This is a genomic window from Streptomyces sp. NPDC014734 (assembly GCF_043083325.1).
Classification (GTDB): Bacteria; Actinomycetota; Actinomycetes; order Streptomycetales; family Streptomycetaceae; genus Streptomyces.
The window spans coordinates 101,167-127,332 of the sequence record NZ_JBIBYN010000020.1; the positions used below are offsets into that span (position 1 = coordinate 101,167).

A 26,166-nucleotide genomic window follows, 5' to 3' on the forward strand; every position below is an offset into this window, starting at 1 on the left:
CCCCGTCGCTTCGCCGCACGGTATTGGCCCGGCCCGGCACGGTTGTCGGCGGTATGCGTCAGAATTGGTTCAGGGCCAGCGCACGACGTTTTCTGTCACAGCACCGAGGGGCACGAATGTCCGGACTGATCGACACCACGGAGATGTATCTCCGCACCATCCTCGAACTTGAGGAGGAAGGCGTGGTGCCCATGCGCGCCCGGATCGCCGAACGGCTGGACCAGAGCGGTCCGACGGTCAGCCAGACGGTGGCGCGGATGGAGCGCGACGGCCTGGTCCAGGTGGCGGGCGACCGCCATCTGGAGCTCACCGGGGAGGGACGCCGTCTGGCGACCCGTGTCATGCGCAAGCACCGGCTCGCCGAATGCCTCCTCGTCGACGTCATCGGCCTGGAGTGGGAGCAGGTGCACGCCGAGGCGTGCCGGTGGGAGCACGTCATGAGCGAGGCGGTGGAGCGGCGGGTCCTGGAGCTGCTGCGCCACCCCACGGAGTCCCCGTACGGGAACCCGATCCCGGGTCTGGAGGAGCTGGGCGAGAAGACCGAGGCCGATCCGTTCCTCGACGAGGGCATGGTCAGCCTGTCGGAGCTCGATCCGGGCGCGGAGGGCAAGACGGTGGTCGTGCGCCGGATCGGTGAGCCGATCCAGACGGACGCCCAGCTGATGTACACACTGCGGCGGGCGGGCGTGCAGCCGGGTTCCGTGGTCAGCGTGACCCAGTCGCCCGGCGGGGTGCTGGTCGGCAGCAGCGGTGAGGCGGCGGAGCTGAACTCGGAGGTCGCCTCGCACGTGTTCGTCGGCAAGCGCTGAGACGTTCGGCTCCGTCGCCGTTTCCGCCGGTCGTCGTTTCCGCCGGTCGCCGCTTCCCCGGTTGACGGCCGGGAGGCGGCGGCCGGTCGTCGGCGGGCGCGGGCCGACGGCTCTCGCGCTGATTCCCGGTTTCGTGTTCCCGGTTACGTGTGACGCCCGGCGGCCGTCGCGCCGGGCGGTCGCCGGGGAGCGTCGGCAGGGCGCTGCCGGGCCGTGCGCCGCCACGGCGCCGAAGCGCGAAATCCGCTTCATGTTTTTCCGCTCCGAACCGCAGCGCTCGGACGGGTCACGTGCCAGGCTGTGGCGCAGGCATACCTGAGAGTGCCGGCCACTCGGCCGCGCGGTCGGGGAGGGAGCGGGCACATGTACCCGTCGCACCGGCACATCCGGTCATCCGGCGTGCCCCCGGTGCCTCGTTCCCTCGTCCGCGCCCACGATCCCTCGTCTCCTCGTCGTCGCACGTCGACACGCGTCCGATGGGAGCGCTCCCGGGGGATGCGGGGCTTCCGGGTACGGGTTTCCCGTCACGGGCCGTCGGATGGATTCCGAGCGGTTTCCGAACAGTTCTCGAACGGGGAGGGCCCCGGCACCGATGGGCGCCGGGGCCTGTCCTCCCCTGTTCCGACCCGGAGCCCCGAGCTCTCAAGGTCGGTCCCCACGGGCCCTCATCCCCGAGTGGCCCGCCTCCCGGGGAAGGTCTCCCCTTCGTCGCCGCCGCCAATCCTTCCTGCCGGTCACTCGAACGAGGGGTGTTGGATGGCGGAGCCCAGTTTTCGAATAAATGTTCGATAGTCTGACGTGGCGCGACCGCACGGTGATCGAGCGGGATCGAGCGGTGATCGAGGACCAGAAGGGGGTGCCAGAACCTATGGTGCGGCGCATCGACGTGACCGGGACCGACGGCGTACGCCTGGCGGCCTGGGAATTCGCGGACCCGCCCAAGGGCCGCGCGGAGGGCGAGCGGCCTCCCGGTGTCTTACTGCTCCACGGCCTGATGGGCCGGGCCTCGCACTGGGCCCCCACCATCCGCTGGCTCGCCGAGCGGTACCGCGCGGTCGGCCTCGACCAGCGAGGACACGGCCGCAGCGAGAAGCCCGCCGAGGGCCCGTACACCCGGGACGCCTACGTGGCCGACGTGGAGGCGGCGATCGAGCAGCTCGGCCTCGCCCCCGTGACCCTCGTCGGGCACGCGATGGGAGCGCTCACCGCCTGGCAGCTCGCGGCCAAGCGCCCCGACCTGGTCCGGGCCCTGGTCATCTGCGACATGCGGGCCTCCGCGCTCGGCGCGGCCACGCAACGGGAGTGGGAGGAGTGGTTCGCGTCCTGGCCGGTACCGTTCGCGACGCTCTCCGACGTACGGAAGTGGTTCGGCGAGGACGATCCCCGGGTGGAGCGGCCCAACCCGGCCCGCGGCGACTTCTTCGCCGAGGTGATGGCCGAACGGACCGACGGCTGGCGCCCCGTCTTCTCCCGCCGCCAGATGCTCCGGTCCCGCGCGACCTGGGTGTTCGACGCGCACTGGGAGGAGCTGGCCCAGGTGCGGTGTCCGGCCCTGGTGCTCCGCGGCATCGACGGCGTCCTGGGCCGGGCGGAGGCCCAGGAGATGGTCCGTGTCCTTCCGCGCGGCCAGTACGCGGAGGTGGCCGACGCCGGTCACCTCGTCCACTACGACCAGCCGGAGGGCTGGCGGGCCGCCGTCCAGCCGTTCCTGGAGCAGTTCGCCGAAAAGGCCCATGAGGACCGGGAGCCCGTCTCCCGGTGAACGGCCCGTGGGACCCGTTCCGCAAGGGAACGGGTCCCACGGGAGACCGAAGCACGGACGGCGCCCCTCGGCGCGGAACCGACGGCGCCCCGCGGACGGCGCTCAGAGGCTGCCGGGTGACCTCCCACCCGGCAGCCTCTCAGCCCTTGCTGACCGCCGCCAGGATCTCCGGCAGCCGGTTCGCCGTCCGGGGAGCGGCGACCCGCAGCCCGGCCCAGGCGATCAGCACCCCGTACACCGCCCCCACGGGCAGCAGCGCCCACAGCCACTCGTGCCGGTCCGTGAGGCTCAGCCAGACCGTCGTCGCGATCACGGGTGCGCTGAGCACCATCCCCGAGATCATGCCGCCGAAGATCGAGATCCAGGCGAGCCCGGCCTGTCCGGGCGCCACGTTCTTGAACGCCCCCTCCTGCGGGATCGAGTACGGGAACGTCGCCGACGCCACCGCGCCCGTCGCCAGCATCGCGCCCAGCAGGGCGAACGACACCGCCAGCCCGCCCGGCAGCGCGATCCAGTCGTCGGCCAGCGCCGCCGTCACCACCGTCGTCAGTGCCGTGAACGGCACCGTGATCAGCGCCAGCGCGAAGGCCCGCGCCCGCAGTTCGACATAGGCGTCCCGAGCGGTGGAGATGGTCTGCGCCACCATCCAGAACGCCGAGGTGTCCTGCCCGAACTGGTTGTACATCTGGACGCCGAGCATCCCGGCGGCGAAGCAGGCGAAGTAGACCGTGCCCACACCCTGCAGGGCGTTGAAGACCGGCACGATCAGCCCGACCGCCAGCGCCGTGACCCAGGCGGCCTTGGTCTTCGGATCGCGTGCGACGTACCGCAGACTGCGTTCCATCACCGTCCCGGTGCGCCCGGCGGGCAGCAGCCTGGCGAGCCCCGAGCCCTCCCGGGCCGCCTTGTCGCGGGCCGGCGCGGCGGCGGCCACGGTCGAGCCGTCCGGGGACGTCATCAGCTTCACCAGACTGCGCTGCCACAGCCACAGCAGCAGGACGAGCGCGATCAGGGACAGCAGCAACTGCACGGCCGCCTCCCCGTAGGCGCCGCGCGACGCCGAGTCCACGGACCCGATCGCCGAGGCGGGCGGCAGCCAGCGCACCACGTCCGCCACCGGTTCGAGCGCGGACATCCCGCCCGCCTGGCTCAGCCGCTGCGCACCGAAGTTGACCACCTGGAAGCCCACCGCGATCACGAGCCCGCTCAGTACCGCGAGATCGCGGCCCTTGCGCGAGGTCAGCAGCCGGGTGTTGGCGGTGGCCACGGCACGGGCCAGGGTCACGCACAACAGCAGCGTGAGCGGCGCGGCGATCACGGCGAAGACCGCACCGGCCGCCCCGTACGCCACGGCGAACACCGAACCGGCCACCAGGCACAGCGTGAACAGCGGACCGATCCCGATCAGCGACGAGACCAGCAGCGCCGTGATCAGCGGGCGCGGGCGCAACGGCAGCATCACCAGACGGCTCGGGTCGAGCGTCTCGTCACCGGCGGCGAAGAACAGCGGCATCACCGCCCAGCCGACCGCCAGCAACCCGGCCGTCAGGACGACGACGGAATCCACGTGGGCATAGCCGCGCAGCATGATCAGCGCGAGCAGCTGACCCGCGGCGAACAGCAGGGCGAAGACGATGGAGGTGATGTACGCGGCGCGTCGGCCGGCCGACTGGCGCAGCCCGTTGCGCAGCAGGGCCAGCTTGAGCTGTACGAAGACGGGAACGAGATCGGCCCGCCCGCCGGCGGCGGCCCGCGCGGGTGCGGTTCCCGCAGGGGTGTCGAGCACGCTCATCGGTCGCCGCCCAGCCAGTCCAGGGACTCGCCGGCGGTCCGGGCGCCCGCGCCGACCAGTTCGAGGAAGGCGTTCTGCAACGACGACGCGTCGCCGCGCACCTCGTCCAGGGTGCCCTGGGCCCTGATCCGGCCGGCGGCCATGACGGCCACCCAGTCGCAGAGGGACTCCACGAGTTCCATCACATGACTGGAGAAGACGACGGTCGCGCCCGAGTCGGTGTAGCGGACCAGGACTTCGCGGATGGTCTGCGCCGACACCGGGTCGACGCCCTCGAACGGCTCGTCCAGGAAGAGCACTTCGGGGTTGTGCAGCAGTGCCGCGGCCAGTCCGATCTTCTTCCGCATGCCGGTCGAGTAGTCGACGACCAGTTTGTGCTGGGAGCCCGCCAGGCCGAGTACGTCGAGGAGCTGGGTGGCCCGCTTGTCGACCTCGGCGCCCGGCAGCCCGCGCAGCCGGCCGGTGTAGGCGAGGAGTTCGCGCCCCGAGAGGCGCTCGAAGAGCCGCAGACCCTCCGGCAGCACACCGATCCTGGACTTCACCTCGACCGGGTCGCGCCACACGTCGTGGCCGCTGATCTCTATGCTTCCCCCGTCGGGGCGGAGCAGCCCGGTGACCATCGACAGCGTGGTGGTCTTGCCCGCACCGTTCGGTCCGACGAGGCCGATGAACTTGCCCGCGGGCAGCTCCAGGTCGATCCCGGCGACGGCGGTCTGCTCCCCGAACCGCTTCCACAGCCCCTGGACGCGAACGGCGGGTGGCGCCGTCGGCATTGCACCCGCCGCCGCGCCCGCCGCTTCCGAATCCCCCGGCCGGACGTTTCTGTCGGTCTCTGTCCGGTCCTGCATCTTTTTGCCTTTCGTTGACCCCGTTTGCAGGGCCAGCTTACGAAAGGCGGGCCCGGGCGTCTGCCGTCTCGCGCGCGCAGGCGTAGGCGAGCGGGCTGATCACCTCTTCCACGCCCGGCAACCACCGGTTGGCGGCGGTGGGCCGACGGGCCCACTGGACCGCGCCGCGTCCACCGATCCGGGTCGGCGGGGCGGTCACGCAGTGGCCGTCGCCGTGGCCGACGAGGTCGATCGCGGCGGCCCGCCAGCCCAGCTTCCGCACCAGCTCCTGCGTCCTGGCCGCCGCGCCCGTCAGGACGAAGAAGAACATCCGCCGGTCCGGGGTGCGCGTGACGGGCCCGAGCGGCAGGTTCATCCGTTCCATCCGGGCCAGGGCGAGGAAGCCGGCGGATTCCGGTACGTCGATCGCGTCGAAGGCGCGGCCGGTCGGCAGCAGGATCGACGCCTTCGGCTGCTCGGTCCACATCCGGCGGGCCGCGGCGCCGCTGCCGGTGGCCTGGCCCGCCCAGTCCGGTGCGGTGGGGTGGGCGCCGGGGGAGGCGCAGCCGGTGTCGCCGCACGAGCAGCGCTCGGTGCCGTCCACCGCCTCCAGCCAGGTGCCGGGGCAGACGTCCCAGTGCCGTTCCTCGGCGTACCGCACCGCCGCGTCGAGCAGTTGCTCGCCCCGCTGCACGGGAACCTTCGCGCCCTGCGCGGCGACGCCGGGCACCCCGGTCCCGGTCCCGGCCCCGTTCCCCGTCCCGATCCCCGTCCGTTGCCGGACTCCGACGCGTTCTTCGACTCCGATGGGCTCTTCCACGCCCAGCACAACTGCCGCCGCAATGCGGGGTTACGGGGCGGCGGGTGCGTCCACGGCGTACCGAATCGGCATGCGGGGCGCATGGAGGCATCGGCGGGGGCGCGCACTGGGCGGCTCACGGGCGGGCGCGGTAGCCATGTACGAGTGACCCCGGAACGGTCGGCCTCTGTCATATGCCGACAGGAATGGCAAGGAACACGACGGACGTGACGAACACGATGAATGTGCGCATTTTCCGTGCAATCGACGGGCAGTGATCCGCTCATCGATCACTGCGGCCCAGGGGGAAACATGGCAGCCAGGCCTCTCGTCGCCCGCCAGCCGAACGAACGGCTCCAGGCACTCATTCAGGAAGCCGGATGTTCCAACGCCGGCCTCGCCCGTCGCGTCAACATGGTCGGCGCGGAGCGCGGGCTCGACCTGCGGTACGACAAGACCTCCGTGGCCCGTTGGCTGCGCGGACAGCAACCGCGCGGCAGGGCACCGGGAATCATCGCCGAGGCGCTCGGCCGCAAGCTCGGCCGTACGGTCACGATCGACGAGATCGGCATGGCCAACGGCAAGAATCTGGCGTCCGGCGTCGGCCTCCAGTTCGCCCCGACCGTGATCGGCGCGATCGAGCAGGTCTGTGAGCTGTGGCGCAGCGACGTCGGGCGCCGCGACTTCCTGTCGGGTTCGGCGGTCGCCTCCTCGGCCCTTGTCGAGCCCAGCCGCGACTGGCTGATCACCGGCGCCGATCCGCAGGTGGCGCGGGCCGCCGGGGCCCGGGTCGGGATGTCGGACGTGGAGGCGGTGCGGGCGATGACGTCCGCGCTCGTCGACCTCGACCACCGGTTCGGCAGCGGGCACGTGCGGCCGGTCCTCGTGCACTACCTGAACAGCGTGGTGTCCGGGCTGCTCTCGGGTGCCTACCGGGAGCCGGTGGGGCGGCAGTTGTTCGCCGCCGTCGCCCGGCTCACCGAACTCGGCGGCTACATGGCGGTCGACACGGGCCAGCCCGGGCTCGCCCAGCGGTACTACATCCAGGCACTGCGACTGGCCCAGGCGGCGGGCGACCGGGCGTACGGCGGCTATGTGCTTGCCGCGTCGATGAGCCATCTCGCCGCGCAGCTCGGCAACCCGCGGGAGATCGCCCAGTTGGCGCGGGCCGCGCAGGAGGGCGCGCGCGGCTGTGTCACCCCGCGGGCACAGGCGATGTTCTACGCGGCGGAGGCGCGCGGCCATGCCCTGCTCGGCGACGCCCGCACCTGCCAGGCCGTGGTGGGCCGGGCGTCGGCGGCGATGGAGCAGGCGAAACCCGACACCGGGGACGACCCCGACTGGATCGCCCACTTCGATCACGCCTATCTCGCCGACGAGTTGGCGCACTGCCACCGCGACCTCGGCGAGGCGGAGGCCGCCGCGCGCCGGGCCAAGGAGTCCCTGGACGGGCACCCGGAGTCCCGGGCCCGCCGCCGCGGCATCGGTCTGGTGCTCCTCGCCACCGCCCAGGTCCAGATGCGCGAGGTGGAACTCGCCTGCCACACCGGCACCCGCGCGATGGAGCTGCTGGGGACGGTGCGTTCCAGCAGGGGCGTGGAGTATCTCGACGATCTGCAACAGCGGCTGGTGCCCTACGGGGACGAGGCGGCGGTCCGGGAGTTCGGCGCCCGGCTGGAACTCCAGGCGGCCTGACCCGATTTCCGTCCGGTGGACCGGTTCGTGCCGTCCGGCGGCCCCTTCCGTCCCATCCGTTCGACCCTTAACTGCGTCGTGGGAGCGCCGGGCGTTACAGCTCCTGTGAAGGGGTGGTGAGTGAGCCCACACGCTTGGCGTGCGGCGGCGACCACCCGATAGCGTGAGCCGACGGTTCCGTAGGTTCACACGTAGGAGTCCCGGTGACGCAGAGCGGCGGACAGGGTGACGAGCGGCGGCTTCCCGCCGCACAGCCCCCGCACGAAGGTGTCGTGCTGCCCGCAGGTGGCGGCGAGCCCTGGATACCCGGGGGGCCCGCGGACCAGGCCGCCCCGGCGGGCGGTCAGCCGTGGGGTCAGCCCTGGGGGCCCCAGGGACCGGACCGGGGTGCCCCCTCGCATCCGCAGCCGCCGGTTCCGGGACAGGACCCGTACGGGCAGCTTCCGCAGTCGCACGGGTACGGGCAGCCCCAACCGCCCGCGCAGCACCAGCCGCTGCCCCCGGCACAGCACCAGCCGCAGCATCCGTCGCCGTACGCGCAGCCGCTGCCTCCCGAGGCGGCGCCCGGCGGGGGCGGCGACGCGGACGCCACGCAGTACATCGCACCGGTGCCCTCCGGACCGGTGCCCTCCGGACCGGCGCCGGGCGGACTGCCGCCGGAGAGCGCCGCGGGGGCCACCCAGTACCTGGGCCACGGCGGGCCGCCGCCGTACGGGCACCAGCAGCCGCAGCACCAGCAGCCGTACCCGCCGCAGCAGCCGCCCGCGTACGGCGGTGATGCCGAGGCGACCCAGTACATCCCTCCGGTCCCCGGCGGCGCCCCGTACGGCGTCGGTCCCGGTGACCCCGGCGACCGTCAGCCGCCCGCCGAGTTCGACAACCTGTTCCGCCACGACGAGTCGGCCGGTGCCACCCAGCAGATGCCCGGGCTCGCCCCGCCCGCGCAGCAGTACCCGGGAGCCCAGCAGGCTCCACCGGCACCGCCGTCGGCGCGGCCCGCGTACCAGCCGGTGGACGAGGAACCGCAGGGGCGGGGCGGACGGACCCGGAAGCGCCCGCACGTCACGCTCATCGCGGCGGTCGTGGCGGGCTGCGCGGTCGTGGGGCTCGGCGCGGGAGCGCTCATGAGCGGCGGCGACAACAAGGACGCCGACAACAAGCAGCCGGTGGCGGCCGCGAGTTCACCGGCCGGGGAGCCCTCCCAGCAGGCCCCGGAGGACCCGGCGAAGCCGCAGGCCGAGGCGCTGGACAAGCTGCTGGCGGACAGCAACAACAGCCGTGCCGCGGTCATCGACGCCGTGGAGAAGACCAAGAACTGCAAGGACCTGGACCAGGCGGTGACCGATCTCAAGGACGCCGCCCGGCAGCGCCGTGATCTGGTGACCCGGCTCCAGGGGCTGAGCGTCGACAAGCTGCCGGACCACCAGCAGCTGACCACCGCCCTGACCAAGGCGTGGCAGGCGTCCGCCTCGGCCGACGACCACTACGCCGCGTGGGCCGGGCAGGCCAAGAACAACAAGAAGGTCTGCAAGCACGGCAAGGCCCGCACGACCACCGAGACGCAGCAGGCCACCGCGCGCAGCGGCGAGGCGAGCAAGGAGAAGCAGCAGGCGGCACGGCTGTGGAACGTGATCGCGTCGAAGTGGGAGCTGACCCGGCGGACCGCGGTCGACCTCTGACGCCCGGGGCGGGGGCCACTCCCCGCCCCTCGCCGCGACCGCGCCCCTGCGCGGCGGGGTTCACCCCTTCGCGCTGGCCTCCGACAGGGTCTCGGCGACGTCCACGAAGCCCTTCCGGTCCGCGACGAGCCGTCCGTCGCGGACCACCTGGAACGTCACCTTGCTGTTCACGATGCGCGGGTAGGCGGACGAGCCGAGCACGTCGGCGTACCGCCAGCGCAGTACCGGTGTCAGCCCGCCGGTGTCGGCCGGGGTGCCCCGGTTGAGCGCGATGGTGAGCTTCCCCGGGGTGATCTTCGGGGTGTTCATGGCCTTCACGACCTCGTTCAGCGCGGTGTAGGCGATCCAGGTGGTCTGTACGCCCGTGTCGGCCGGGTCGATCCGGTTGTCGCCGAAGGCGTGCTTGCGGATCACCTCCCGCATCGGGTTCCAGCGGGAGTCGCCCGAGACCGGGTACCAGCCGGTGAGGTAGGCGCCCTCGAACGGGCTCTTCCGGCCGCCGGTGCTGTCGATCAGCGGCTGTGCGACGCTGCCGAGGACGGAGGAGATCCCGACGTCCCCGTAGGACGGTTCGAGCCGCCGGAAGGAGTCGAAGAAGGTCTCCGTGCGGCTCCCGAGCACCGCCGTCACGCAGCCTCCGTCCGGGCCCGCCGCCTTCAGCGCCCGCCGGGCGGCCTCGTCGTACGAGGTCGCCGACTCCGCCGCCCGGACGTCCGTGGGGGCGGCCCGTCCGGCGTCGGTGAGTCCGGTCCGCAGGAGCCAGGCCTGCCCGTCGCCGGCCAGTGTGTCGGGTCGCACCACGGACACCCGGTCGCAGCCCCGGGCCAGCTGACGGGCGTTGCCCGCGAGGAGCGCCGCCTGGCCGCCGTTGACGGGGTAGGAGTTGTAGCTGCTGAACTCCTCGTCGGAGGCCCCGTACCCGCCGATGTAGGGGATGCCCGCGGTCTCCAGCGCCGCCAGGGACGAAGCGCCGTGCCGGCTGTACGAGCCGACGACCGCCACGGCCTTCTTCCGGACGGCCTGCTGGGCGCAGGCGGTCGCACCGGCCGAGGTGTCCGCCTCGTCACAGGTGATGACGCGCAGTTCGTGACCGTCGAGGCCGCCGTTCTCGTTGACCCAGCGGGCATACGTGCGAGCCATGGCGGTCATTCCTGACATGTCCACCGAATCGGGGCCCGACTCGCCGCCGGGAGCCCAGGTCATCACGGTGACCGGCTCCCTGGAGCCCCCCGAAGCCCCAGGGAGCGCACCGCAGCCGGTGACCAGCAACGCCCCGGCCGCCACTGCGCTCGTGAGGAGCCTGAAGGGGCGGGGGGAGGTGAGGCGTCGCCGTCCGGTCATGAACACGGACACTTCCGCCCCCGGGGTAACGCCACAGTGTGCTCCGGGCAACGCCCGGTGACATCCGGGTGAATTGCGGGGGCCCGCGCAAGCGGCCGGAAAGGGAACGTACGATCGACTGCTGTGCAGCAAGCTTCGCAGAACACTTCCCGTCGCGGGCGCCGCTCCTCCACCATGGGCGGCATGCCGCTGAATGACATGCCGTGGTGGCGCTGGCGCAGCAACGTGCGCTCGGCGCTGCACATGCTCTCCGACCCCGTCTTCCACCAGGAGTGCTGGCTGGCCGGACGGGAAGGCTATGGCGACGTCACCGACGCCGTGTACCGCCTGGTCGAGGACACCTGGCTGGACAACTGGTCCGCCGAGAAGTACGTCGGCACGATCTTCCGTGACACCGACGAGGTCGCCCTCGTCGATGTCGCCGTGCTGCGGGTGCTGCGCATCATGCACCAGATAGGCGCGGACGCCCCCGTGTCGGCGTACCTGGAACACCCCGGCTGGCCGGAGGCCGTGAGGGCCGCCCGGGAGGCCCATGTGCTCCTCGCCGGCAACGACGGGGAGGATCCGGACACCCCGCCGCGTTCCCTCGACGTGCTCCGCATCGTGACCGGTTCGGCCTGACTCCCGGCCGATGTGGCACCCTACGGGGATGACCGCGCCACAACCCGCCGAACCCGTCGGGCCCACGTCCGGGGCGACGCCCGGGACGACGCCCGAGCAGTACGTCCTCACACTGTCCTGCCCCGACAAGCAGGGCATCGTGCACGCCGTGTCGAGCTATCTCTTCATGACCGGCTGCAACATCGAGGACAGCCAGCAGTTCGGCGACCACGACACGGGTCTCTTCTTCATGCGGGTCCACTTCTCGGCGGACCACCCGGTGACTGTGGAGAAGCTGCGGGCCAGTTTCGCCGCGATCGGCGACTCGTTCCGGATGGACTGGCAGATCCACCGGTCCTCGGAGCGGATGCGGGTCGTGCTGATGGTCAGCAAGTTCGGCCACTGCCTCAACGACCTGCTGTTCCGTTCCCGGATCGGCGCGCTGCCGATCGAGATCGCCGCGGTCGTCTCCAACCACCGGGACTTCGCGGAACTCGTCGCCTCGTACGACGTCCCCTTCCGGCACATCCCGGTGACGCGGGAGACCAAGGACGCCGCCGAGGCGGAGCTGCTGGAGCTGGTCCGCGAGGAGGGCGTCGAACTCGTCGTCCTCGCCCGCTACATGCAGGTCCTCTCGGACGACCTGTGCAAGCGGCTGAGCGGCCGGATCATCAACATCCACCACTCGTTCCTGCCGAGCTTCAAGGGCGCGAAGCCGTACCACCAGGCGCACGCCCGCGGTGTCAAGCTGATCGGTGCGACCGCGCACTACGTGACGGCCGACCTCGACGAGGGGCCGATCATCGAGCAGGAGGTCGAGCGGGTGGGCCACGGCGTCACGCCGGATCAACTGGTCGCCCTCGGCCGCGACGTGGAATGCCAGGCGCTGGCGCGGGCGGTGAAGTGGCACGCCGAGCGCCGCATCCTGCTCAACGGCCGCCGCACGGTGGTCTTCTCGTAGCCCTTCCCGCGGACCTCAGAGGCGGCTCAACGAGGCCGCGGCGAAGAGCACGTCACGGATCGCCTCGCGGTCGCCCTGCTGACCGGCCGCGGCCTCCACCGGCGGCACGTGCCCGGCCACCAGCCGGCAGAACTCCACACCGTCCAGCGCGACCTGCGCCACCGTGTGCTCGGGGGAGCCGAGTGCGGCCGGTGAGTCCAGTGGGATGTACCAGTCGCCGCCGCCGGAGCCCTCGATCTCCAGGTGCAGCGAACGGCCCGGTGAGCCGGCCGTCACCAGTTGGCGGGCGGGCCCGGCCAGCCCCGTCCTGCGGCGCTCGGCGAGCGCGGCCGGAAGGAGCCGGGCGGCCAGGTCCACCATCCGGTTCAGGTGCGGGGCGGACGGCGCCTCGTACGGGTAGTCCACGGCGTCCGCGACATCCCCACCGTGCACCCAGCACTCGAAGGCGCGGTCGACCAGCGCGTCGTGCATCGGCAGCGCGAAGTCGCCGTACGAGACGGACAGCTCGGAGACCCGGCGGCCCGCGAAGGACACCGAGCGGATGAGGGTGTGGCTCTGCGCGCGCCACGGTTCGTGGATCGCGCGGGTGGGCGGCATCCGGGACGCGGACCAGTATCTCTCCGTGCGCGCGGCGGGCGACAGCGGCAAGTCCTCGCCCCGGCCGGTGGCACCGTCGCCGAGCGGGACGTCGAGACCGAGGGCGGAGGCGATCAGCCCGTCCACGGTCATGAGATGGCCGACGACACCCGCGACCGTCGTCCTGCGGTGCGCCTTCTCCTCGCCCTCGAACCACCTCAGCCGCACCGGGGCGTGCCACTCGGCGCTGCCTATGTCGCGCAGCAGCGCGTCGAGCCGGGCGGTCTCCGCGTCGTACGGGGCGGCCCAGTCCGGCACCGGGATGGCGGCCGGGCGACGGCTCAGGCAGGCGTCGATCACCCGGGACCGCAGCGCCGGGTCGAGATCGAGACTGCGGTCGGTCTGCAGCAGGCCGACCGCGTCGCGCAGTCGCAGTGCCTCGTCCGCGCAGGTGGCGCACTCGGTCAGATGCTCCTCGACGGCCGCGGCCTCCTCCGCCGAGCACGCGGCAAGGGCCCAGGCGCCGAGCAGCGCCTTGAGGACGTGATGGGAGAGCATCAGGGCCGGTGGGCCGGACGGGGCCGATGGAGACCCCTGGTGCGGAAGGGAAGGTTCCCCGGGAGCCGGACGAGGCTCGTCGGGAGCGTCGGGAGCGTCGGGAGTGTCGAGGACGTCCGGAGCGTGCGCAGGGGGTGCAGGGGGTGCAAGGGGTGGCAGGCGGAGGGCGCCGAGATCAAGATCGTCCGCTGCCGCACGCGGCCCCGGTATGCGCGGTGCGCCTCGTACCTCGTCATCACGTCCCTCGCCCTCACGCCCGTCGGTTTCGTCGTCAGCGGTCACATGGACCGTCCGTATCCGGGCGGCGAGGCCCCTTCCAGTGCGTGGGTGTGCGCGGTGGAGAGGAGTTGCAGCCCGAGCCGCAGCCGACGGCGGGCCTCGTCCTCGGTGACCCCGAGGTCGGCGGCCGCCTGCCGGTAGTCACGGCGCTGGACGTACGCGAGCTCCAGCGCGGCCCGCAGCGGGGACGGCATGGACGACACGATGTAGTCGGCGCGGGCCGACGCCGTGGCCCGGCGCACCCGCTCCTCCAGTTCCGCCCCGGCCCGCCTGTCCCCGTCGTCCGCGGGGAAGTACTCCTCACGCAGCCGCCGCACGGAGTGGCGGTGGGTGAGCCGGGCGAGCCAGGAGCGCATCGAGCCCTGTTTCGGGTCGTAGACGTCGGGGTTCTCCCACACGTACGCGAAGACCTCGCGGGTCACCAGGTCCGCGGCGGTCTCGTCGTCGAGCATCCGGTGGGCCTGACTGTGCACGAGCGAGGCGAACCGGTCGTAGAGCTCGCCGAGCGCGGCCGCCTCGCCGCGTGCCAGCCGCTGCTGCATCTTGCGGTCCCAGCGGGGTGGTGTGTTTCTCGCCATGCGACCCCCAGCCGTGTTCCCCTCGTCACTCCGAATGTAGTCGGCGGTGCCGACCTCGTACGCCTCTTTGTGGCAAGTAGGCCCCTTGAGGGCGCCGGAGATGGTAATAGGCGCCGCCGCTCGACGGCGGAATCGGGCCCGAAGCGATCATTTCGGTTCGAACCCGGCTGTGTCCCGTCGTGGCGATCGGTGTTTCATGGGTCTGCGGCGGGGGCACCCGCGAGAAGGAACGGAAACTTCCGGAACGTCGGAATCGAGGTCCGGAGTGTCGGAACCCGCGGAACGAGAGGCCCAGTCGCGTGACACTGAAAGTGGCTGAGACCGTACACGGCGACTGGACCGTGCTGCGCATGCGCGGTGAGCTGGATCTGGTGTCGTCGCCCGCCGTGCGCCAGTCCGTCCACGACGCGGTCGCCGACGGCCGTCACGATGTGGTGCTGGATCTTTCCGAGGTCCTGTTCTGCGATTCCAGCGGGGTCGGCGTGCTGATCGCGTCCCGTCGGCTGATGCGTTCGTGCGGCGGCAGGCTGCGGCTGATCCTCCCGGCCCGCGGCGCGGAGGAGGGATCGCACGTCAACCGGGTGCTCGCCGCGCTCGGGGTGCGCCGTCTCTTCGACGTCTACCCCGACCGGTACGCGGCCGTCGACGACGAAGCCCGGCCGCTCTCGGCCTGACGGCCGTCCCGGCCCCTCCCCGGGCCCGACGGCCGTCCCGGCCCTCCCGAACCGGGCGGCGTCAGGAGAACTGCTCCCGCAGCCGGTACTTCAGCACCTTCCGCAGCGTGTCGTTGCGCGGCAGCGCCGCCACCACCTCCAGCTGTTCCGGCAGCTTGTGCACGGAGAGTCCCTGTTCGCGCAGGTAGCCGGTGAGGTCCGGCAGGGTCAGCGGTCCGGCGCCCGGCGGCTGCTCCACGACCGCGCAGACGCGTTCGCCGCGCTCCGCGTCCGGGAGCCCGATCACCGCCACGTCGCCGACGTCCGGATGTCCGTGCAGCAGGTCCTCTATCTCCTTGGCGGAGACGTTCTCGCCCTTGCGGATGATGATGTCCTTCAGCCGTCCCGTGAGGACCAGGTGGCCGCTCGGCCGGACGTGGCCGATGTCGCCGGTGATCAGGAACCCGTCCGGGTCGAACGCCGCCGCCGTCGCCCCGGGGTCCAGATAGCCCCGGCAGACGGCCTCCCCGCGCAGTCGCACCTCGCCGTCCGTGCCGTGCGGCAACGGCCTGCCGGCCTCGTCGGTGATCCGTATCTCCATCCCCTCCGGCGGGCGTCCCTCCGTACCGGCGAGCTCATCCGCCGTGTCGTCGGGGGACCCCATCGTGATCATCGGGGCCTCCGTCATGCCGTAGCCGTGGGTGAGCCGGACGCCCATCTCCCGCTCCACCGCGTGGTGGAGCTCCGGCGGTTTCGGAGCTCCGCCGCCCGCCAGCAGACGCAGGGTGGGGATCGGTCTCCGGCCGGGCGAGGTGCGCTGCTCGGCCAGGAACATCGCGTAGAAGGCGGTGGAACCCCCCGCGACCGTCACTCCGTGGCGCCGGTACTCCGCCAGCGAGTCCGGCAGCGCGAAGTGCTCGAACAGCACTGCGGGGAATCCGTACAGCAGCAGCATCACCGCGTAGTCCGGCCCGCCGACGTGGGCGAACGGGAAGGCCACCGACCCCACGTCGTCCGCCGACAGGTGCAGCGCGTGGGCCAGGCACGCGCCGCCCGCGATCAGGCTGCGGTCGGTGTGCAGGACCCCCTTCGGATCGGAGGTGGTGCCCGAGGTCCAGTAGATCCAGCGCACCGAGGTCCCCTCGGCGGGCGGCGGCGGGAGCACGGCCGGGTCGCCGTCGGGCAGCGACGCGTACGCCTCGAAGACCAGCGGAGGACGCTGCGCGCCCGCGGCCAGCCGGTGTGCCATCGCCGTGTGGTCGAAGCCGCGCCAGGTGCCCGGAACGGCGAAGAAGGCGGCTTTCGACCCGCGCAGCGCGAACCCCGTCTCACGTTCCCGGTGGAATGGGATGACGGGCGACTGCACGGCCCCGATCCGGGTCAGCGCGAACGACAGCAGCACCGTCTCGATCCGGGTCGGGAGCTGCCAGGCGACCACGCCGCCGGGGCGCACTCCCATGCCCCAGAGCCCGGCCGCGACCCGCTCGCCGCGGTCACGCAGCTCCCCGAAGGTGAGAGTGCGGTCGTCCTGGATCAGGAACGGGCGGTCGGGTGTCAGGGCGGCCCGGCGTTCGACGAGCTCCCAGAAGGTGCCCGACCTGCCCAGCGCGTGTGCGGTCTCGTTCACGGCGAACCCCTCAAAAGCTGACGGATAGTCAGATCGTGCGGAGAGCGTAGAGCGCCGCGCCTTGTCGGTCCAGGGGTGCGGGGCTAGCCTGGGTCCGAACCAGATCTGACGGGTCATCAGAAAAGTGCTCGCCGGGAACGGTCGCCGGAGCCGTCGTCGTGGGAACCACGGCCGTCGAGACGTCAGGACGCGCGACGTCAGGATGTCGCGACGTCGCACGTCGGGATGTCCTGACGTCGAATCGTCGGGTCAACGCAACGTCGGAACCGGACCGGGAGATCTCGGGCGCGCCGAAGGGGACACCATGACGGAACTGCCTCGGATCGTCAGCGTCGACGACCATGTGATCGAGCCCCCGCACCTCTTCTCCACCTGGCTGCCCGCCAAGTACCGCGAACGCGGCCCGCAGCCGCTCACCGCGGGCATCGGCGAGCTGGCGTACACCGGCGGCAAGTACGTCATCACCATGGATCCGGACGGCCCGCCCACCGACTGGTGGATCTACGAGGACCTGAAGTTCCCGTACAAGCGGAACATCGCCGCCGTCGGCTTCGACCGCGACGACATGACGCTGGAGGGCATCACCCGCGCCGAGATGCGGCCCGGCTGCTGGGACCCCGCCGAACGCCTCAAGGACATGGACCTCAACCACGTCGAGGCGAGCCTGTGCTTCCCCACCTTCCCGCGGTTCTGCGGTCAGACCTTCGCCGAGGCGCACGACAAGGAGGTCGCGCTCGCCTGCGTCCGCGCCTACAACGACTGGATGGTGGAGGAGTGGTGCGGCGACAGCGGCGGGCGGCTCATCCCGCTCTGCATCATCCCGCTCTGGGACATCGACCTGGCGGTCGCCGAGATCCACCGCAACGCGGCGCGCGGGGTGCGCGCGGTGACGTTCTCCGAGATCCCCACCCACCTCGGCCTGCCGTCGATCCACACCGGCTACTGGGACCCGTTCTTCGCCGCCTGCCAGGAGACCGGCACCGTCGTCAACATGCACATCGGGTCCAGCTCGCAGATGCCCGCCGCGTCCCCGGACGCCCCGCCCGCCGTGCAGGCCAGCCTCTCCTTCAACAACGCCATGGCCTCGATGATGGACTTCCTGTTCAGCGGGGTGCTGGTGCGCTTCCCCCGGCTGAAGCTCGCCTACAGCGAGGGCCAGATGGGCTGGATCCCGTACGCCCTGGAGCGCGCCGACGACGTCTGGGAGGAGCACCGGGCCTGGGGCGGGGTGCGCGACCTGATCCCCGAGCCGCCGTCCCGGTACTACTACCGGCAGATCTTCTGCTGCTTCTTCCGCGACAAGCACGGGGTCGCCTCGCTCGACGTCGTCGGACGGGACAACGCCACCTTCGAGACCGACTACCCGCACGTCGACTCGACCTTCCCGCACACCAAGGAGGTCGCCCTCGACCACGTCAAGGGACTGGACGACGAGACCGTCTACAAACTGATGCGCGGAAATGCCATCCGGATGCTCGGTCTCGACCTCGACCGGGACCGCCGCCCGGCCCCGAACGGACGTCAGGACCAGGACCGGGGCCCGGAGCGGGGCGGGCGTCCGGGCCGGGGCGAGTAGGCGTCCGCCGTGGACCTCGCGTACACGGAGGCCGAGGAGGAGTTCCGGGCGCGGCTGCGCGCGTGGCTGGCCGCCGTGCTGCCCTCGCTGCCCGCGAAGCCCGCCCCCGACGACTGGCCGGGACGGCGCGCGTACGACACCGCCTGGCAGCGGATGCTGTACGACGCCGGCTACGCGGGTCTGCACTGGCCCGTCGACGCGGGCGGCCGGGGCGCCACCCCGACCCAGCACCTGATCTTCCTGGAGGAGACGGAGAAGGCCGGCGCCCCGTACGTCGGCGCGAACTTCGTCGGCCTGCTGCACGCCGGGCCGACGATCGTGGCCGAGGGCACCGCCGGGCAGCGGGCCCGCTGGCTGCCGCCGGTGCTGCGCGGCGACGAGATCTGGTGTCAGGGGTTCAGCGAGCCAGACGCCGGATCGGACCTCGCCTCCCTGCGGACCCGGGCGGTCCGCGACGGCGACCACTACGTGGTGAGCGGCAGCAAGATCTGGACCTCGCACGCGGAGGTCGCCGACTGGTGCGAACTGCTGGTGCGCACCGATCCGGCGGCCCCCCGGCACCGGGGGATCACCTGGCTCGCCATGGCGATGGACACCCCGGGCGTCACGGTCCGCCCGCTGCGCACCCTCGCCGGGTCCACCGAGTTCGCCGAGGTGTTCCTCGACGAGGTGCGGGTGCCCGTCTCGCACCGGGTCGGCGCGGAGAACGACGGCTGGCGGGTCACCATGGTCACGCTCTCCTTCGAACGCGGCACGGCGTTCGTCGGCGAGGTCGTCGCCTGCCGCCGCACCCTGGAGGCCCTGGCCGCCGGGGCACGGGCCAACGGGCGCTGGGACGATCCGGTGCTGCGCCGCCGGCTGGGCAGACTGAACGCGGAGTTCCGGGCGCTGTGGCGACTCACCCAGTGGAACGTAGGCGAGGCGCAGGCGGCCTCCGGCGCCGGGCGGGGCGCGCGCGGGAGCGCCACCGGTGTCCCCGGCACCGGCGGCTCGGTCTTCAAGCTGCGCTACTCGCACGCCCGCCAGGAGCTGTACGAGACCGCGGCCGAGGTGCTCGGCGCGGACAGCGCGGACCTGGACCGGGAATGGGTCCTGGACCGGCTCTCCTCGCTCTCGTACACCATCGCCGCGGGCACCTCGCAGATCCAGCGGAACATCGTCGCCGAGCGGATACTCGGCCTGCCGAAGGGGCGCTGACCGGCCATGGACTTCCAGCTCTCGGACGACCAGCGGGCGCTGCGCGCGGGGATACGGGACATCCTCGCCGGACGCTTCGGCAGGGACCGGATGCGGGCGGCCCTGGACGGCTGCGCGGTCGTCGACCGTGCCCTGTGGCGGGAACTCGGCGAGGCCGGGTTCTTCGCGCTGCGGCTGCCGGAGACGGAGGGCGGTGCCGGGCTCGGACTGCCGGAGGCGGTCCTCCTCTTCGAGGAGGCCGGCCGGTCGCTGCTGCCCGGACCGCTCATCGCCACCCACCTCGCCGCCGGTGCGGTGAAGGGGGCGGCGGAGGGCGAGGCGGTGGTGACCGTGCTGGACGGCGTCCGTCCGGTCGGACACCTGGGGGACGCGGACGGGCTCCTCGTGCTCGACCCGGACGGGTCACCGGGCCGGGCGCGCGCCGTGGCGGGCGGGGAGCCGCGGGACTCCGTCCCGTCACCGGACAGGGTGCGCGCCGTGACGGGCGAGGAGCTGCGGGACCTCGTCCGGGAGGGCGCCGTTCCTCTTCGCTCGCTCGACCCGTTCACCCCGCTGTGGCGGGTCACCGGCTCCGTCGGGTCCGGCGAGCGGCTGCCCGACGGAGCCCTGCTGCGCGACGAGGGCGCCCTGCTCGCCGCCGCCGAACAACTCGGAAGCGCCGCCCGCACGACCGAGATGGCCGTTCAACACGCCGGTGCTCGCCAACAGTTCGGCGCGCCGATCGGCTCCTTCCAGGCGATCAAACACCTGTGCGCCGGAATGCTGGTCCGGGCCGAGCTGGCCCGCTGCGCCGTCTACGCGGCGGCCGTGACCGCGGACCCCGTCGAGATCGCGGGAGCCAAGCTGCTCGCCGACGACGCGGCGGTGAACAACGCCCGCGACTGCCTCCAGGTGCACGGCGGCATGGGCTTCACCTGGGAGGCGGACGTCCACCTGCACCTCAAACGCGCCTGGCTGCGGTCCGGGCAGTGGATCGAGGGGGCGGTGGCCGAGGAGCGACTCGCGTCGGACCTGTGCTGAAGCCGCCCCGGTCCCACGAAGGAGGCGCGGCGGGCTCACGCCCGCAGGGATGTGCGAATGCGGGGTGCGCGCAGGTGTGAGGCCGACCTCTGAGCCTCACGCTGCGCAGTCGTCCGAGGCCGTCGAGCGGCGTGCGGGCGGGGTCCGACTGCGCTGGGTGACTTCGTCACAGGGTGGAGTCGATGCCCGCCTCGGGTACCCTCCGTGGGGTGCGAGAGGTTCTGGAACCGGATGATCCGGATGTTGCCCGCGCGGCGACTCCGGACCGGAAGGGGTGCCCTGCTCGCATGGAGGACGGGAGCGCGGAGCCTGCCCGGGAAGCGATTCCCGCGGTGCGTACGCGCCTCTGTTCGACTCTCCGCAACGTGCGTCGCACAGTATGCACCACGCGTACTCCTTCGCGCTGGAATATGCCCGAAGCGCTTGTTGCGGTGACTGTACGTCAACCATGCTGTCTCGTAGGGGAGTCACGTTCCGTGACCCCGAGGAGGCGCGAGGCGATGTGTCCGCCGGTTCGGATGGTGTGAGCGGTGCAGGTGCTTCAGGTTCAGCTGGAGGTCGGTCCGGATCCCGCGGAGGTCGGGCGGGCACGCAGATGGGCGCGGTCGAGACTGATCGGGTCCGGGATGAGGGACGACGAGCCACTGGCCGAGACCCTCATCCTGCTGATCTCGGAACTGGTCACCAACGCGGTGGTCCACACCGGGTGCCCGGCCGTGCTGCGCATGCTGTTCGGCTGCGCGGGCGGCGCCGGGACGGTGCGGGTCGAGGTGGCCGACGCGAGCTGTCGCCCCCCTCGGCAGCGTCACGCACAGGGTGAGGACACGGGCGGCCGCGGGCTGGAGCTCGTCGACGGCCTCGCCGACCGCTGGGGCTGGCAGCCGGAGGGCGCCGGCAAGCGCATCTGGTGCGAGATCGACCGCGAGGCCCCGCTGTCCCGGACCCCGCTCGCCCAGACCCCACCCGCCCAGGCCGGGCCGGTCGGCCGGGGCGTGGGGGTCATGGCGGGCACGCCGGGAGGGGTGCGCGGCACGGGCGTCCAGGGCACGCCGGGCGCCCGCGGCATGCAGGACGCCGGGGGCGCGAACCGTAAGGCGTACGAGCCCTCGCGCGCCGTCATCCGTCGTGCATAAAGGTTAAAGCACTTGTTCCGAGGAGGGCGCGGTCCAGGGCGGGCCGGGTCCTCCACGGCGCCACCGCGATGTCACCGCGGCGTGCGGGGCGTGGGCGCCGCGGCTCAGAGCACGGCGACCGGGGCGACCGGGGTGCCGGTGGCACCGACGAACGGCTCCGGGACCGCGGAGAGCAGGAAGGCGTACCGCCGCTCCTGCGCACAGGTTGTGGACAAGGTCTCCAGGTTCCAGTTCTGGCCCTGGAGCATGCCCATCTCCACCAGGTCCAGCGCGTGCACGCCGAGCCACAGGTCGTCGATCTCGGGCGGGAAGATCTCGAAGGTCAGGGTGTCGTTGGCGACCGCCGCCACGTCGCGGGCGCGGAACCACTCGGGCGTGCGGATCGACAGGCCCGGCGACGGGTAGGCGTACGCGTGCTTGTCGCCCGACAGGTAGACCCGCATCTGGCCGGTCCGTACGAGCACGATGTCGCCGGGGCGGACCCGGATCCCGGCCAGGTCCTCGGCCCGGTCCAGGTCCTCGGGGGTGACCGCGTGGTCGCCCGGCAGCCGGTCCACGCCGTGCGCGCGGGCCACGTCGAGGAGCACCCCGCGCGAGACGACGGGCGGGGCCTTGTCGATGCCGCTGAACCGCGCGCCCTCGTGCGCGGTGATCGTGTCGGCCGGACGGCCGTTGTAGATCTTCCCGGAGTGCGAGGCGTGGGTCAGGGCGTCCCAGTGGGTGGCGGTCTGGAGGCTCAGTACTGCTGAGTCGTCGCTGGTGGCGACGGTGCCGGGGCCGAACAGTTCCTGGTTTATCTGGACCATGGTGTGCAGCGGATTGATCCGCCCGGGGACCAGCCCGCTCTGGACGCCGTCCTGCCGGAGGGGGAGGGAGAGCGGGACGCGCAGACCGGTGCGGACGGTGGCGACCGCCTCCCGCACCACGTCGTCGGTGATCAGGTTGAGTGTGCCGATCTCGTCGTCGGTACCCCAGCGGCCCCAGTTGTTCACGCGCTTGGCGATGTCGTGGAACTCGGCCGGCAGTGACATGGGTGCTCCCCGGGGGCTTGTGTTCGCGGACCTGATGGCCCATAAAATCTAACGGTCCGTCAGAAACCGCGGGAAGGGGCCGGGCATGGGGAACTTCTTGGCAGGCAAGGTGGTGGCCGTGACGGGTGCCGGGCGCGGCATCGGGCGGGCGGTCGCGCTCGCGGCGGCGGCCGAGGGCGCGCGGGTCGTGGTCAACGACTACGGCGTCTCGATCGAGGGCGGCACACCGAGCAGCGAGGTGGCCGAGGCGGTCGTCAAGGAGATCGAGGCGGCGGGCGGGCAGGCGGTGGCCGTCGCCGACGACATCTCCACGATGGCGGGCGGCCAGCGGATCGTGGACACCGCGCTGGCACGGTACGGGCGGATCGACGGCGTCGTGTGCGTGGCCGGCATCCTGCGGGAACGCATGCTGTTCAACATGTCGGAGGAGGAGTGGGACCCGGTGGTCGCCACCCACCTCAAGGGCACCTTCACCGTCTTCCGGGCCGCGTCGGCGGTGATGCGGAAGCAGGAGGGCGGCGGCACGCTCATCGGTTTCACCAGCGGCAACCATCAGGGCAGCGTCGCCCAGGCCAACTACAGCGCCGCCAAGGGCGGGATCATCTCGCTGGTGCGGAGCGCGGCACTCGGCCTGCACAAGTACGGCGTCACCGCGAACGCCGTGGCCCCGGTCGCCCGTACCCGGATGTCCGCCAACGTGCCCATGGAACTCAAGGAGATCGGCGAACCCGAGGACGTGGCGGCGCTGGTCGTCTACCTGCTCAGCGAGCGGGCCCGCAAGGAAGGGATCACCGGCCAGGTGTACACGGTCGCCGGCCCCAAGATCGCGGTCTGGGCCCAGCCGAGGGAACTGCGCGCCGGGTACGCGGAAGGCCCCTGGACCCCGGAGCGGATCGCGGACTTCCTGCCGGGGACGGTGGGCACCGACCCGATGCCGATGCTGGCGCAACTGGAGGCGATGGCGGCGGCGGCCGCCACGAAGGCACGGCCGAACGCCTGAGAGCCTGCCCGGTGACCTTCGATCCGACAGGCCCCGGGGGACGGGACGGGGGCGGAACGGGGACGCGGGCGGTCCCGCCTCGCCCCCGGTACGGGCCCCGGCCATCCGCCTTCGGTACGGGCCCCGCGCCGGGGCAGGGCCCCTGGTCGGCGGACCCGGCCCCGTTCCCGGTGCGCACCGACGACCGGACCACCATCCCCGCACGCAGGAGGCAACGTGGACTTCACCTTCGGCCCGGACGACACCGCCTTTCGCGCGGAGGCCCGCGCCTGGCTGGAAGCGCACCTCGTCGGCCCGTACGCGACGGCGGCCGGTGTCGGCGGTCCGGGCAGCGAGCACGAGGGCGCGGAGATCCGCCGTGCCTGGGAACGAGAGCTCGGCAGCGGCGGCTGGATCGGCCTCGGCTGGAACCACGGTGCCGGGCCCGGTGGGGGCCCGGGGCGCCACGGCGACGGCACCGGCGAGGGCACGCGTGACCTCGGCGGCCATGGCAACCACGACGGCCATGGCAACCACGACGGCCGGGGGTGCGGTACCGGCTTCGGCAATCGGCGGGCGACCCTCACCCAGCAGGTCGTCTGGGCCGAGGAGTACGCCCGGGCGCACGCCCCCGCCCGGGTCGGCCACATCGGCGAGAACCTTCTCGCACCGACCCTGATCGCCCATGGCACGCCCGAGCAGCGGCGGCGTTTCCTGCCCGCCGTCGCACGGGGCGAGGAACTCTGGTGCCAGGGCTACAGCGAACCGGGTGCCGGGTCCGACCTCGCCGGGGTGCGGACGACCGCCGTGCCCGACCCCGCGCGCGGCGGTCACCGGGTCACCGGGCAGAAGATCTGGACCTCGCTCGCGCGGGAGGCCGACTGGTGCTTCGTGCTGGCCCGCACCGAGCCCGGCTCCCGACGCCACCGCGGCCTGTCGTTCCTGCTCGTGCCGATGGACCAGCCGGGCCGCATCGAGGTGCGGCCGATCCGTCAGATGTCGGGGACCAGCGAGTTCAACGAGGTCTTCTTCGACGGGGCGCACGCCGAGGAGTGCGTCGGCGGCGAGGGCAACGGCTGGGCGGTCGCCATGAGCCTGTTGTCCCTGGAGCGCGGCGTGTCCACGCTCGTCCAGCAGATCGGCTTCACCGCCGAACTCGACAGGGTGGTGCGCGCCGCCGTCGACGGCGGCGCCGTCACCGACCCGGTCCTGCGCGACCGCCTGGTGCGGCAGTGGGCGGAACTCCGGGTCATGCGCTGGAACGCGCTGCGCACCCTGGGCTCGGCCGGCGACCCGGGCGCGCCCAGCGTGGCGAAACTGCTCTGGGGCGGCTGGCATCAGCGCCTGGGCGAACTCGCCGTGGAGATCCGGGGCGCGGCCGGTGCCGTCGGCCCGCGGGACTGGTCGGCGCGCTCGCCGTACGAACTCGACGAGGCGCAGAGGCTGTTCCTGTTCACCCGGTCCGACACCATCTACGGCGGCTCGGACGAGATCCAGCGGAACATCATCGCCGAGCGGGTGCTCGGCCTACCGAGGGAGACGGGATGAGAGGCGTCGTCTTCGACGGCCGCACGACCGAGGTCGTCGACGACCTGGAGATACGCGATCCGGGGCCCGGCGAGGTACTGGTGGCGGTGGCCGCGGCCGGTCTCTGCCACAGCGACCTGTCGGTGATCGACGGGACGATTCCGTTCCCGTCGCCGGTGGTGCTCGGGCACGAGGGTGCGGGCGTGGTGCAGGCGGTCGGTGCGGGCGTCGGCCATGTGGCGCCCGGCGATCACGTGGCGCTGTCGACGCTCGCCAACTGCGGGACCTGCGCGGAGTGCGACCGGGGCCGTCCGACGATGTGCCGCAAGGCGATCGGGATGCCGGGGCGGCCGTTCACCCGGCGCGGAAGCGGAAAGCGGCTGTACCAGTTCGCGTCCAACTCGGCCTTCGCCGAACGGACCCTGGTCAAGGCGGTGCAGGCGGTGAAGATCCCGGCCGATCTGCCGCTCGCCTCGGCGGCTCTGATCGGCTGCGGGGTGCTCACCGGCGTCGGGGCCGTACTCAACCGGGCGAAGGTCGACCGGGGCGACACCGTCGTGGTGATCGGTACCGGCGGCATCGGGCTCAACGTGATCCAGGGAGCCCGGATCGCGGGCGCCCTGACGATCGTCGCCGTCGACACCAACCCGGCGAAGGAGGCGGTGGCCCGGAGATTCGGCGCCACGCACTTCCTCGCCTCGGCCTCGCCGGACGCGGTACGGGAGATCCTGCCGCACGGCGCCGACCACGCCTTCGAGTGCGTGGGCCGGACGGAGCTGATCCGCAGCGCGATCGACCTGCTGGACCGGCACGGGCAGGCGGTCCTGCTGGGCGTTCCCGCGGCGACGGCCGAGGCGTCGTTCCTCGTCTCGTCGATGTACCTGGACAAGTCGATCCTGGGCTGCCGGTACGGCTCCTCACGGCCGCAGCGGGACATCGCCCTCTACGCGGAGCTGTACCGGCAGGGCCGGCTGCTGCTGGACGAACTCGTCACCGAGACCTATCCGGTGGAGGACTTCGCGAAGGCGGCGGACGACGCGCACCACGGCCGGGTGGCCCGGGGGGTGCTGGTCTTCTGATCCGCCGACCGCCGAACCCTTCGGACGGGCCCGGGCCCCGTGCGGCGGCCCCCGGAACCCCGGGCTCCGGGACGTCGGGACGTCGGCC

The 26,166-nt window shown here is 72.4% G+C and carries 22 protein-coding genes; 14 read left to right on the forward strand and 8 right to left on the reverse strand.

Annotated elements, in window-relative coordinates; all coding sequences use genetic code 11:
• Nucleotides 1–116: 116 nt before the first annotated feature.
• Nucleotides 117–809, forward strand: a complete 693-nt coding sequence (locus ACF1CT_RS27700) for a metal-dependent transcriptional regulator (RefSeq protein WP_391786688.1) — start codon at nucleotides 117–119, stop codon at nucleotides 807–809.
• Nucleotides 810–1,677: 868 nt separating this feature from the next.
• On the forward strand, nucleotides 1,678–2,571 hold the full coding sequence (locus tag ACF1CT_RS27705) for an alpha/beta fold hydrolase (protein ID WP_391786753.1): 894 nt from the start codon (nucleotides 1,678–1,680) through the stop codon (nucleotides 2,569–2,571).
• A 139-nt stretch (nucleotides 2,572–2,710) separates the two neighbouring features.
• On the opposite strand, the gene ACF1CT_RS27710 is transcribed toward ACF1CT_RS27705, so the two are convergent.
• From ACF1CT_RS27710 to ACF1CT_RS27720, 3 genes are read right to left on the reverse strand one after another with little or no spacing between them, the layout of a single operon-like run.
• A complete protein-coding gene (locus tag ACF1CT_RS27710) occupies nucleotides 2,711–4,363 on the reverse strand; it encodes a transporter (protein WP_391786689.1) in 1,653 nt (550 codons plus the stop codon).
• A complete protein-coding gene (locus ACF1CT_RS27715; RefSeq protein ID WP_391786690.1) occupies nucleotides 4,360–5,211 on the reverse strand; it encodes an ABC transporter ATP-binding protein in 852 nt (283 codons plus the stop codon). The genes ACF1CT_RS27710 and ACF1CT_RS27715 overlap by 4 nt, the downstream gene beginning before the upstream one ends.
• A 37-nt stretch (nucleotides 5,212–5,248) precedes the next feature.
• Nucleotides 5,249–5,956: a bifunctional DNA primase/polymerase gene (locus ACF1CT_RS27720; RefSeq protein ID WP_391786754.1), complete on the reverse strand. Its 708-nt coding sequence runs from the start codon at nucleotides 5,954–5,956 to the stop codon at nucleotides 5,249–5,251.
• Nucleotides 5,957–6,301: 345 nt separating this feature from the next.
• Here ACF1CT_RS27720 and ACF1CT_RS27725 point away from each other — a divergent pair, with 345 nt between their 5' ends.
• Both ACF1CT_RS27725 and ACF1CT_RS27730 read left to right on the forward strand, forming a co-directional pair.
• Nucleotides 6,302–7,684, forward strand: coding sequence for a transcriptional regulator (locus ACF1CT_RS27725; RefSeq protein WP_391786691.1), 1,383 nt, complete (start codon nucleotides 6,302–6,304; stop codon nucleotides 7,682–7,684).
• A 203-nt stretch (nucleotides 7,685–7,887) separates the two neighbouring features.
• A complete protein-coding gene (locus ACF1CT_RS27730; RefSeq protein ID WP_391786692.1) occupies nucleotides 7,888–9,363 on the forward strand; it encodes a hypothetical protein in 1,476 nt (491 codons plus the stop codon).
• Between the two features lie 60 nt (nucleotides 9,364–9,423).
• On the opposite strand, the gene ACF1CT_RS27735 is transcribed toward ACF1CT_RS27730, so the two are convergent.
• On the reverse strand, nucleotides 9,424–10,704 hold the full coding sequence (locus ACF1CT_RS27735; protein ID WP_391786693.1) for an ABC transporter substrate-binding protein: 1,281 nt from the start codon (nucleotides 10,702–10,704) through the stop codon (nucleotides 9,424–9,426).
• Nucleotides 10,705–10,878: 174 nt separating this feature from the next.
• Here ACF1CT_RS27735 and ACF1CT_RS27740 point away from each other — a divergent pair, with 174 nt between their 5' ends.
• Together ACF1CT_RS27740 and purU are read left to right on the forward strand one after the other, a co-directional pair.
• Nucleotides 10,879–11,325 carry a hypothetical protein gene (locus tag ACF1CT_RS27740; protein WP_391786755.1) on the forward strand — a complete coding sequence of 149 codons (447 nt, stop codon included), beginning with the start codon at nucleotides 10,879–10,881 and terminating at the stop codon, nucleotides 11,323–11,325.
• A gap of 28 nt (nucleotides 11,326–11,353) precedes the next feature.
• Nucleotides 11,354–12,265: a formyltetrahydrofolate deformylase gene (gene purU, locus ACF1CT_RS27745; protein ID WP_391786694.1), complete on the forward strand. Its 912-nt coding sequence runs from the start codon at nucleotides 11,354–11,356 to the stop codon at nucleotides 12,263–12,265.
• Nucleotides 12,266–12,280: 15 nt separating this feature from the next.
• Here the strand turns inward: purU and ACF1CT_RS27750 are convergent, their stop codons facing one another.
• A complete protein-coding gene (locus ACF1CT_RS27750; RefSeq protein WP_391786695.1) occupies nucleotides 12,281–13,681 on the reverse strand; it encodes a zf-HC2 domain-containing protein in 1,401 nt (466 codons plus the stop codon).
• Entirely contained in the window at nucleotides 13,678–14,256 is a 579-nt protein-coding gene (locus ACF1CT_RS27755; RefSeq protein WP_391786696.1) for an RNA polymerase sigma factor, read from the reverse strand. The genes ACF1CT_RS27750 and ACF1CT_RS27755 overlap by 4 nt, the downstream gene beginning before the upstream one ends.
• Nucleotides 14,257–14,555: 299 nt before the next feature.
• Between ACF1CT_RS27755 and ACF1CT_RS27760 the strand changes: the two genes are divergently transcribed.
• Complete coding sequence (locus tag ACF1CT_RS27760) at nucleotides 14,556–14,930, forward strand: STAS domain-containing protein (RefSeq protein WP_391786697.1); 375 nt, start codon at nucleotides 14,556–14,558, stop codon at nucleotides 14,928–14,930.
• 61 nt (nucleotides 14,931–14,991) lie between these two features.
• Here ACF1CT_RS27760 and ACF1CT_RS27765 read toward each other — a convergent pair whose 3' ends face one another.
• Nucleotides 14,992–16,536, reverse strand: coding sequence for a class I adenylate-forming enzyme family protein (locus ACF1CT_RS27765; protein ID WP_391786698.1), 1,545 nt, complete (start codon nucleotides 16,534–16,536; stop codon nucleotides 14,992–14,994).
• Between the two features lie 304 nt (nucleotides 16,537–16,840).
• Here ACF1CT_RS27765 and ACF1CT_RS27770 point away from each other — a divergent pair, with 304 nt between their 5' ends.
• The 4 genes from ACF1CT_RS27770 (at nucleotide 16,841) to ACF1CT_RS27785 (ending at nucleotide 21,462) form a co-directional block, all read left to right on the forward strand.
• Nucleotides 16,841–18,112, forward strand: a complete 1,272-nt coding sequence (locus tag ACF1CT_RS27770; RefSeq protein WP_391786699.1) for an amidohydrolase family protein — start codon at nucleotides 16,841–16,843, stop codon at nucleotides 18,110–18,112.
• 9 nt (nucleotides 18,113–18,121) lie between these two features.
• Nucleotides 18,122–19,309: an acyl-CoA dehydrogenase gene (locus tag ACF1CT_RS27775; RefSeq protein WP_391786700.1), complete on the forward strand. Its 1,188-nt coding sequence runs from the start codon at nucleotides 18,122–18,124 to the stop codon at nucleotides 19,307–19,309.
• 6 nt (nucleotides 19,310–19,315) lie between these two features.
• Nucleotides 19,316–20,329: an acyl-CoA dehydrogenase family protein gene (locus ACF1CT_RS27780; protein WP_391786701.1), complete on the forward strand. Its 1,014-nt coding sequence runs from the start codon at nucleotides 19,316–19,318 to the stop codon at nucleotides 20,327–20,329.
• 530 nt (nucleotides 20,330–20,859) lie between these two features.
• On the forward strand, nucleotides 20,860–21,462 hold the full coding sequence (locus ACF1CT_RS27785; protein ID WP_391786702.1) for an ATP-binding protein: 603 nt from the start codon (nucleotides 20,860–20,862) through the stop codon (nucleotides 21,460–21,462).
• Between the two features lie 104 nt (nucleotides 21,463–21,566).
• Here the strand turns inward: ACF1CT_RS27785 and ACF1CT_RS27790 are convergent, their stop codons facing one another.
• Nucleotides 21,567–22,493, reverse strand: coding sequence for a cyclase family protein (locus ACF1CT_RS27790; protein ID WP_391786703.1), 927 nt, complete (start codon nucleotides 22,491–22,493; stop codon nucleotides 21,567–21,569).
• Between the two features lie 85 nt (nucleotides 22,494–22,578).
• On the opposite strand from ACF1CT_RS27790, the gene ACF1CT_RS27795 reads away from it, so the two are divergent.
• From ACF1CT_RS27795 to ACF1CT_RS27805, 3 genes are all read left to right on the forward strand, one after another.
• Nucleotides 22,579–23,493, forward strand: coding sequence for an SDR family oxidoreductase (locus tag ACF1CT_RS27795; RefSeq protein ID WP_391786704.1), 915 nt, complete (start codon nucleotides 22,579–22,581; stop codon nucleotides 23,491–23,493).
• Between the two features lie 216 nt (nucleotides 23,494–23,709).
• Complete coding sequence (locus tag ACF1CT_RS27800) at nucleotides 23,710–25,020, forward strand: acyl-CoA dehydrogenase family protein (protein ID WP_391786705.1); 1,311 nt, start codon at nucleotides 23,710–23,712, stop codon at nucleotides 25,018–25,020.
• On the forward strand, nucleotides 25,017–26,078 hold the full coding sequence (locus ACF1CT_RS27805; protein WP_391786706.1) for a Zn-dependent alcohol dehydrogenase: 1,062 nt from the start codon (nucleotides 25,017–25,019) through the stop codon (nucleotides 26,076–26,078). The genes ACF1CT_RS27800 and ACF1CT_RS27805 overlap by 4 nt, the downstream gene beginning before the upstream one ends.
• Nucleotides 26,079–26,166 lie beyond the last annotated feature (88 nt).

What these genes read in the sequence shown, in the direction of transcription:
- ACF1CT_RS27780 (WP_391786701.1), top strand. Translation starts at nt 19,316, where the DNA reads ATGGACTTCCAGCTCTCGGACGACCAGCGGGCGCTGCGCGCGGGGATA.
- ACF1CT_RS27795 (WP_391786704.1), top strand. Translation starts at nt 22,579, where the DNA reads ATGGGGAACTTCTTGGCAGGCAAGGTGGTGGCCGTGACGGGTGCCGGG.
- ACF1CT_RS27715 (WP_391786690.1), bottom strand. Translation starts at nt 5,211, where the DNA reads ATGCAGGACCGGACAGAGACCGACAGAAACGTCCGGCCGGGGGATTCG.
- ACF1CT_RS27755 (WP_391786696.1), bottom strand. Translation starts at nt 14,256, where the DNA reads ATGGCGAGAAACACACCACCCCGCTGGGACCGCAAGATGCAGCAGCGG.
- ACF1CT_RS27705 (WP_391786753.1), top strand. Translation starts at nt 1,678, where the DNA reads ATGGTGCGGCGCATCGACGTGACCGGGACCGACGGCGTACGCCTGGCG.
- purU (WP_391786694.1), top strand. Translation starts at nt 11,354, where the DNA reads ATGACCGCGCCACAACCCGCCGAACCCGTCGGGCCCACGTCCGGGGCG.
- ACF1CT_RS27710 (WP_391786689.1), bottom strand. Translation starts at nt 4,363, where the DNA reads ATGAGCGTGCTCGACACCCCTGCGGGAACCGCACCCGCGCGGGCCGCC.
- ACF1CT_RS27700 (WP_391786688.1), top strand. Translation starts at nt 117, where the DNA reads ATGTCCGGACTGATCGACACCACGGAGATGTATCTCCGCACCATCCTC.
- ACF1CT_RS27790 (WP_391786703.1), bottom strand. Translation starts at nt 22,493, where the DNA reads ATGTCACTGCCGGCCGAGTTCCACGACATCGCCAAGCGCGTGAACAAC.
- ACF1CT_RS27770 (WP_391786699.1), top strand. Translation starts at nt 16,841, where the DNA reads ATGACGGAACTGCCTCGGATCGTCAGCGTCGACGACCATGTGATCGAG.
- ACF1CT_RS27735 (WP_391786693.1), bottom strand. Translation starts at nt 10,704, where the DNA reads ATGACCGGACGGCGACGCCTCACCTCCCCCCGCCCCTTCAGGCTCCTC.
- ACF1CT_RS27805 (WP_391786706.1), top strand. Translation starts at nt 25,017, where the DNA reads ATGAGAGGCGTCGTCTTCGACGGCCGCACGACCGAGGTCGTCGACGAC.
- ACF1CT_RS27725 (WP_391786691.1), top strand. Translation starts at nt 6,302, where the DNA reads ATGGCAGCCAGGCCTCTCGTCGCCCGCCAGCCGAACGAACGGCTCCAG.
- ACF1CT_RS27740 (WP_391786755.1), top strand. Translation starts at nt 10,879, where the DNA reads ATGGGCGGCATGCCGCTGAATGACATGCCGTGGTGGCGCTGGCGCAGC.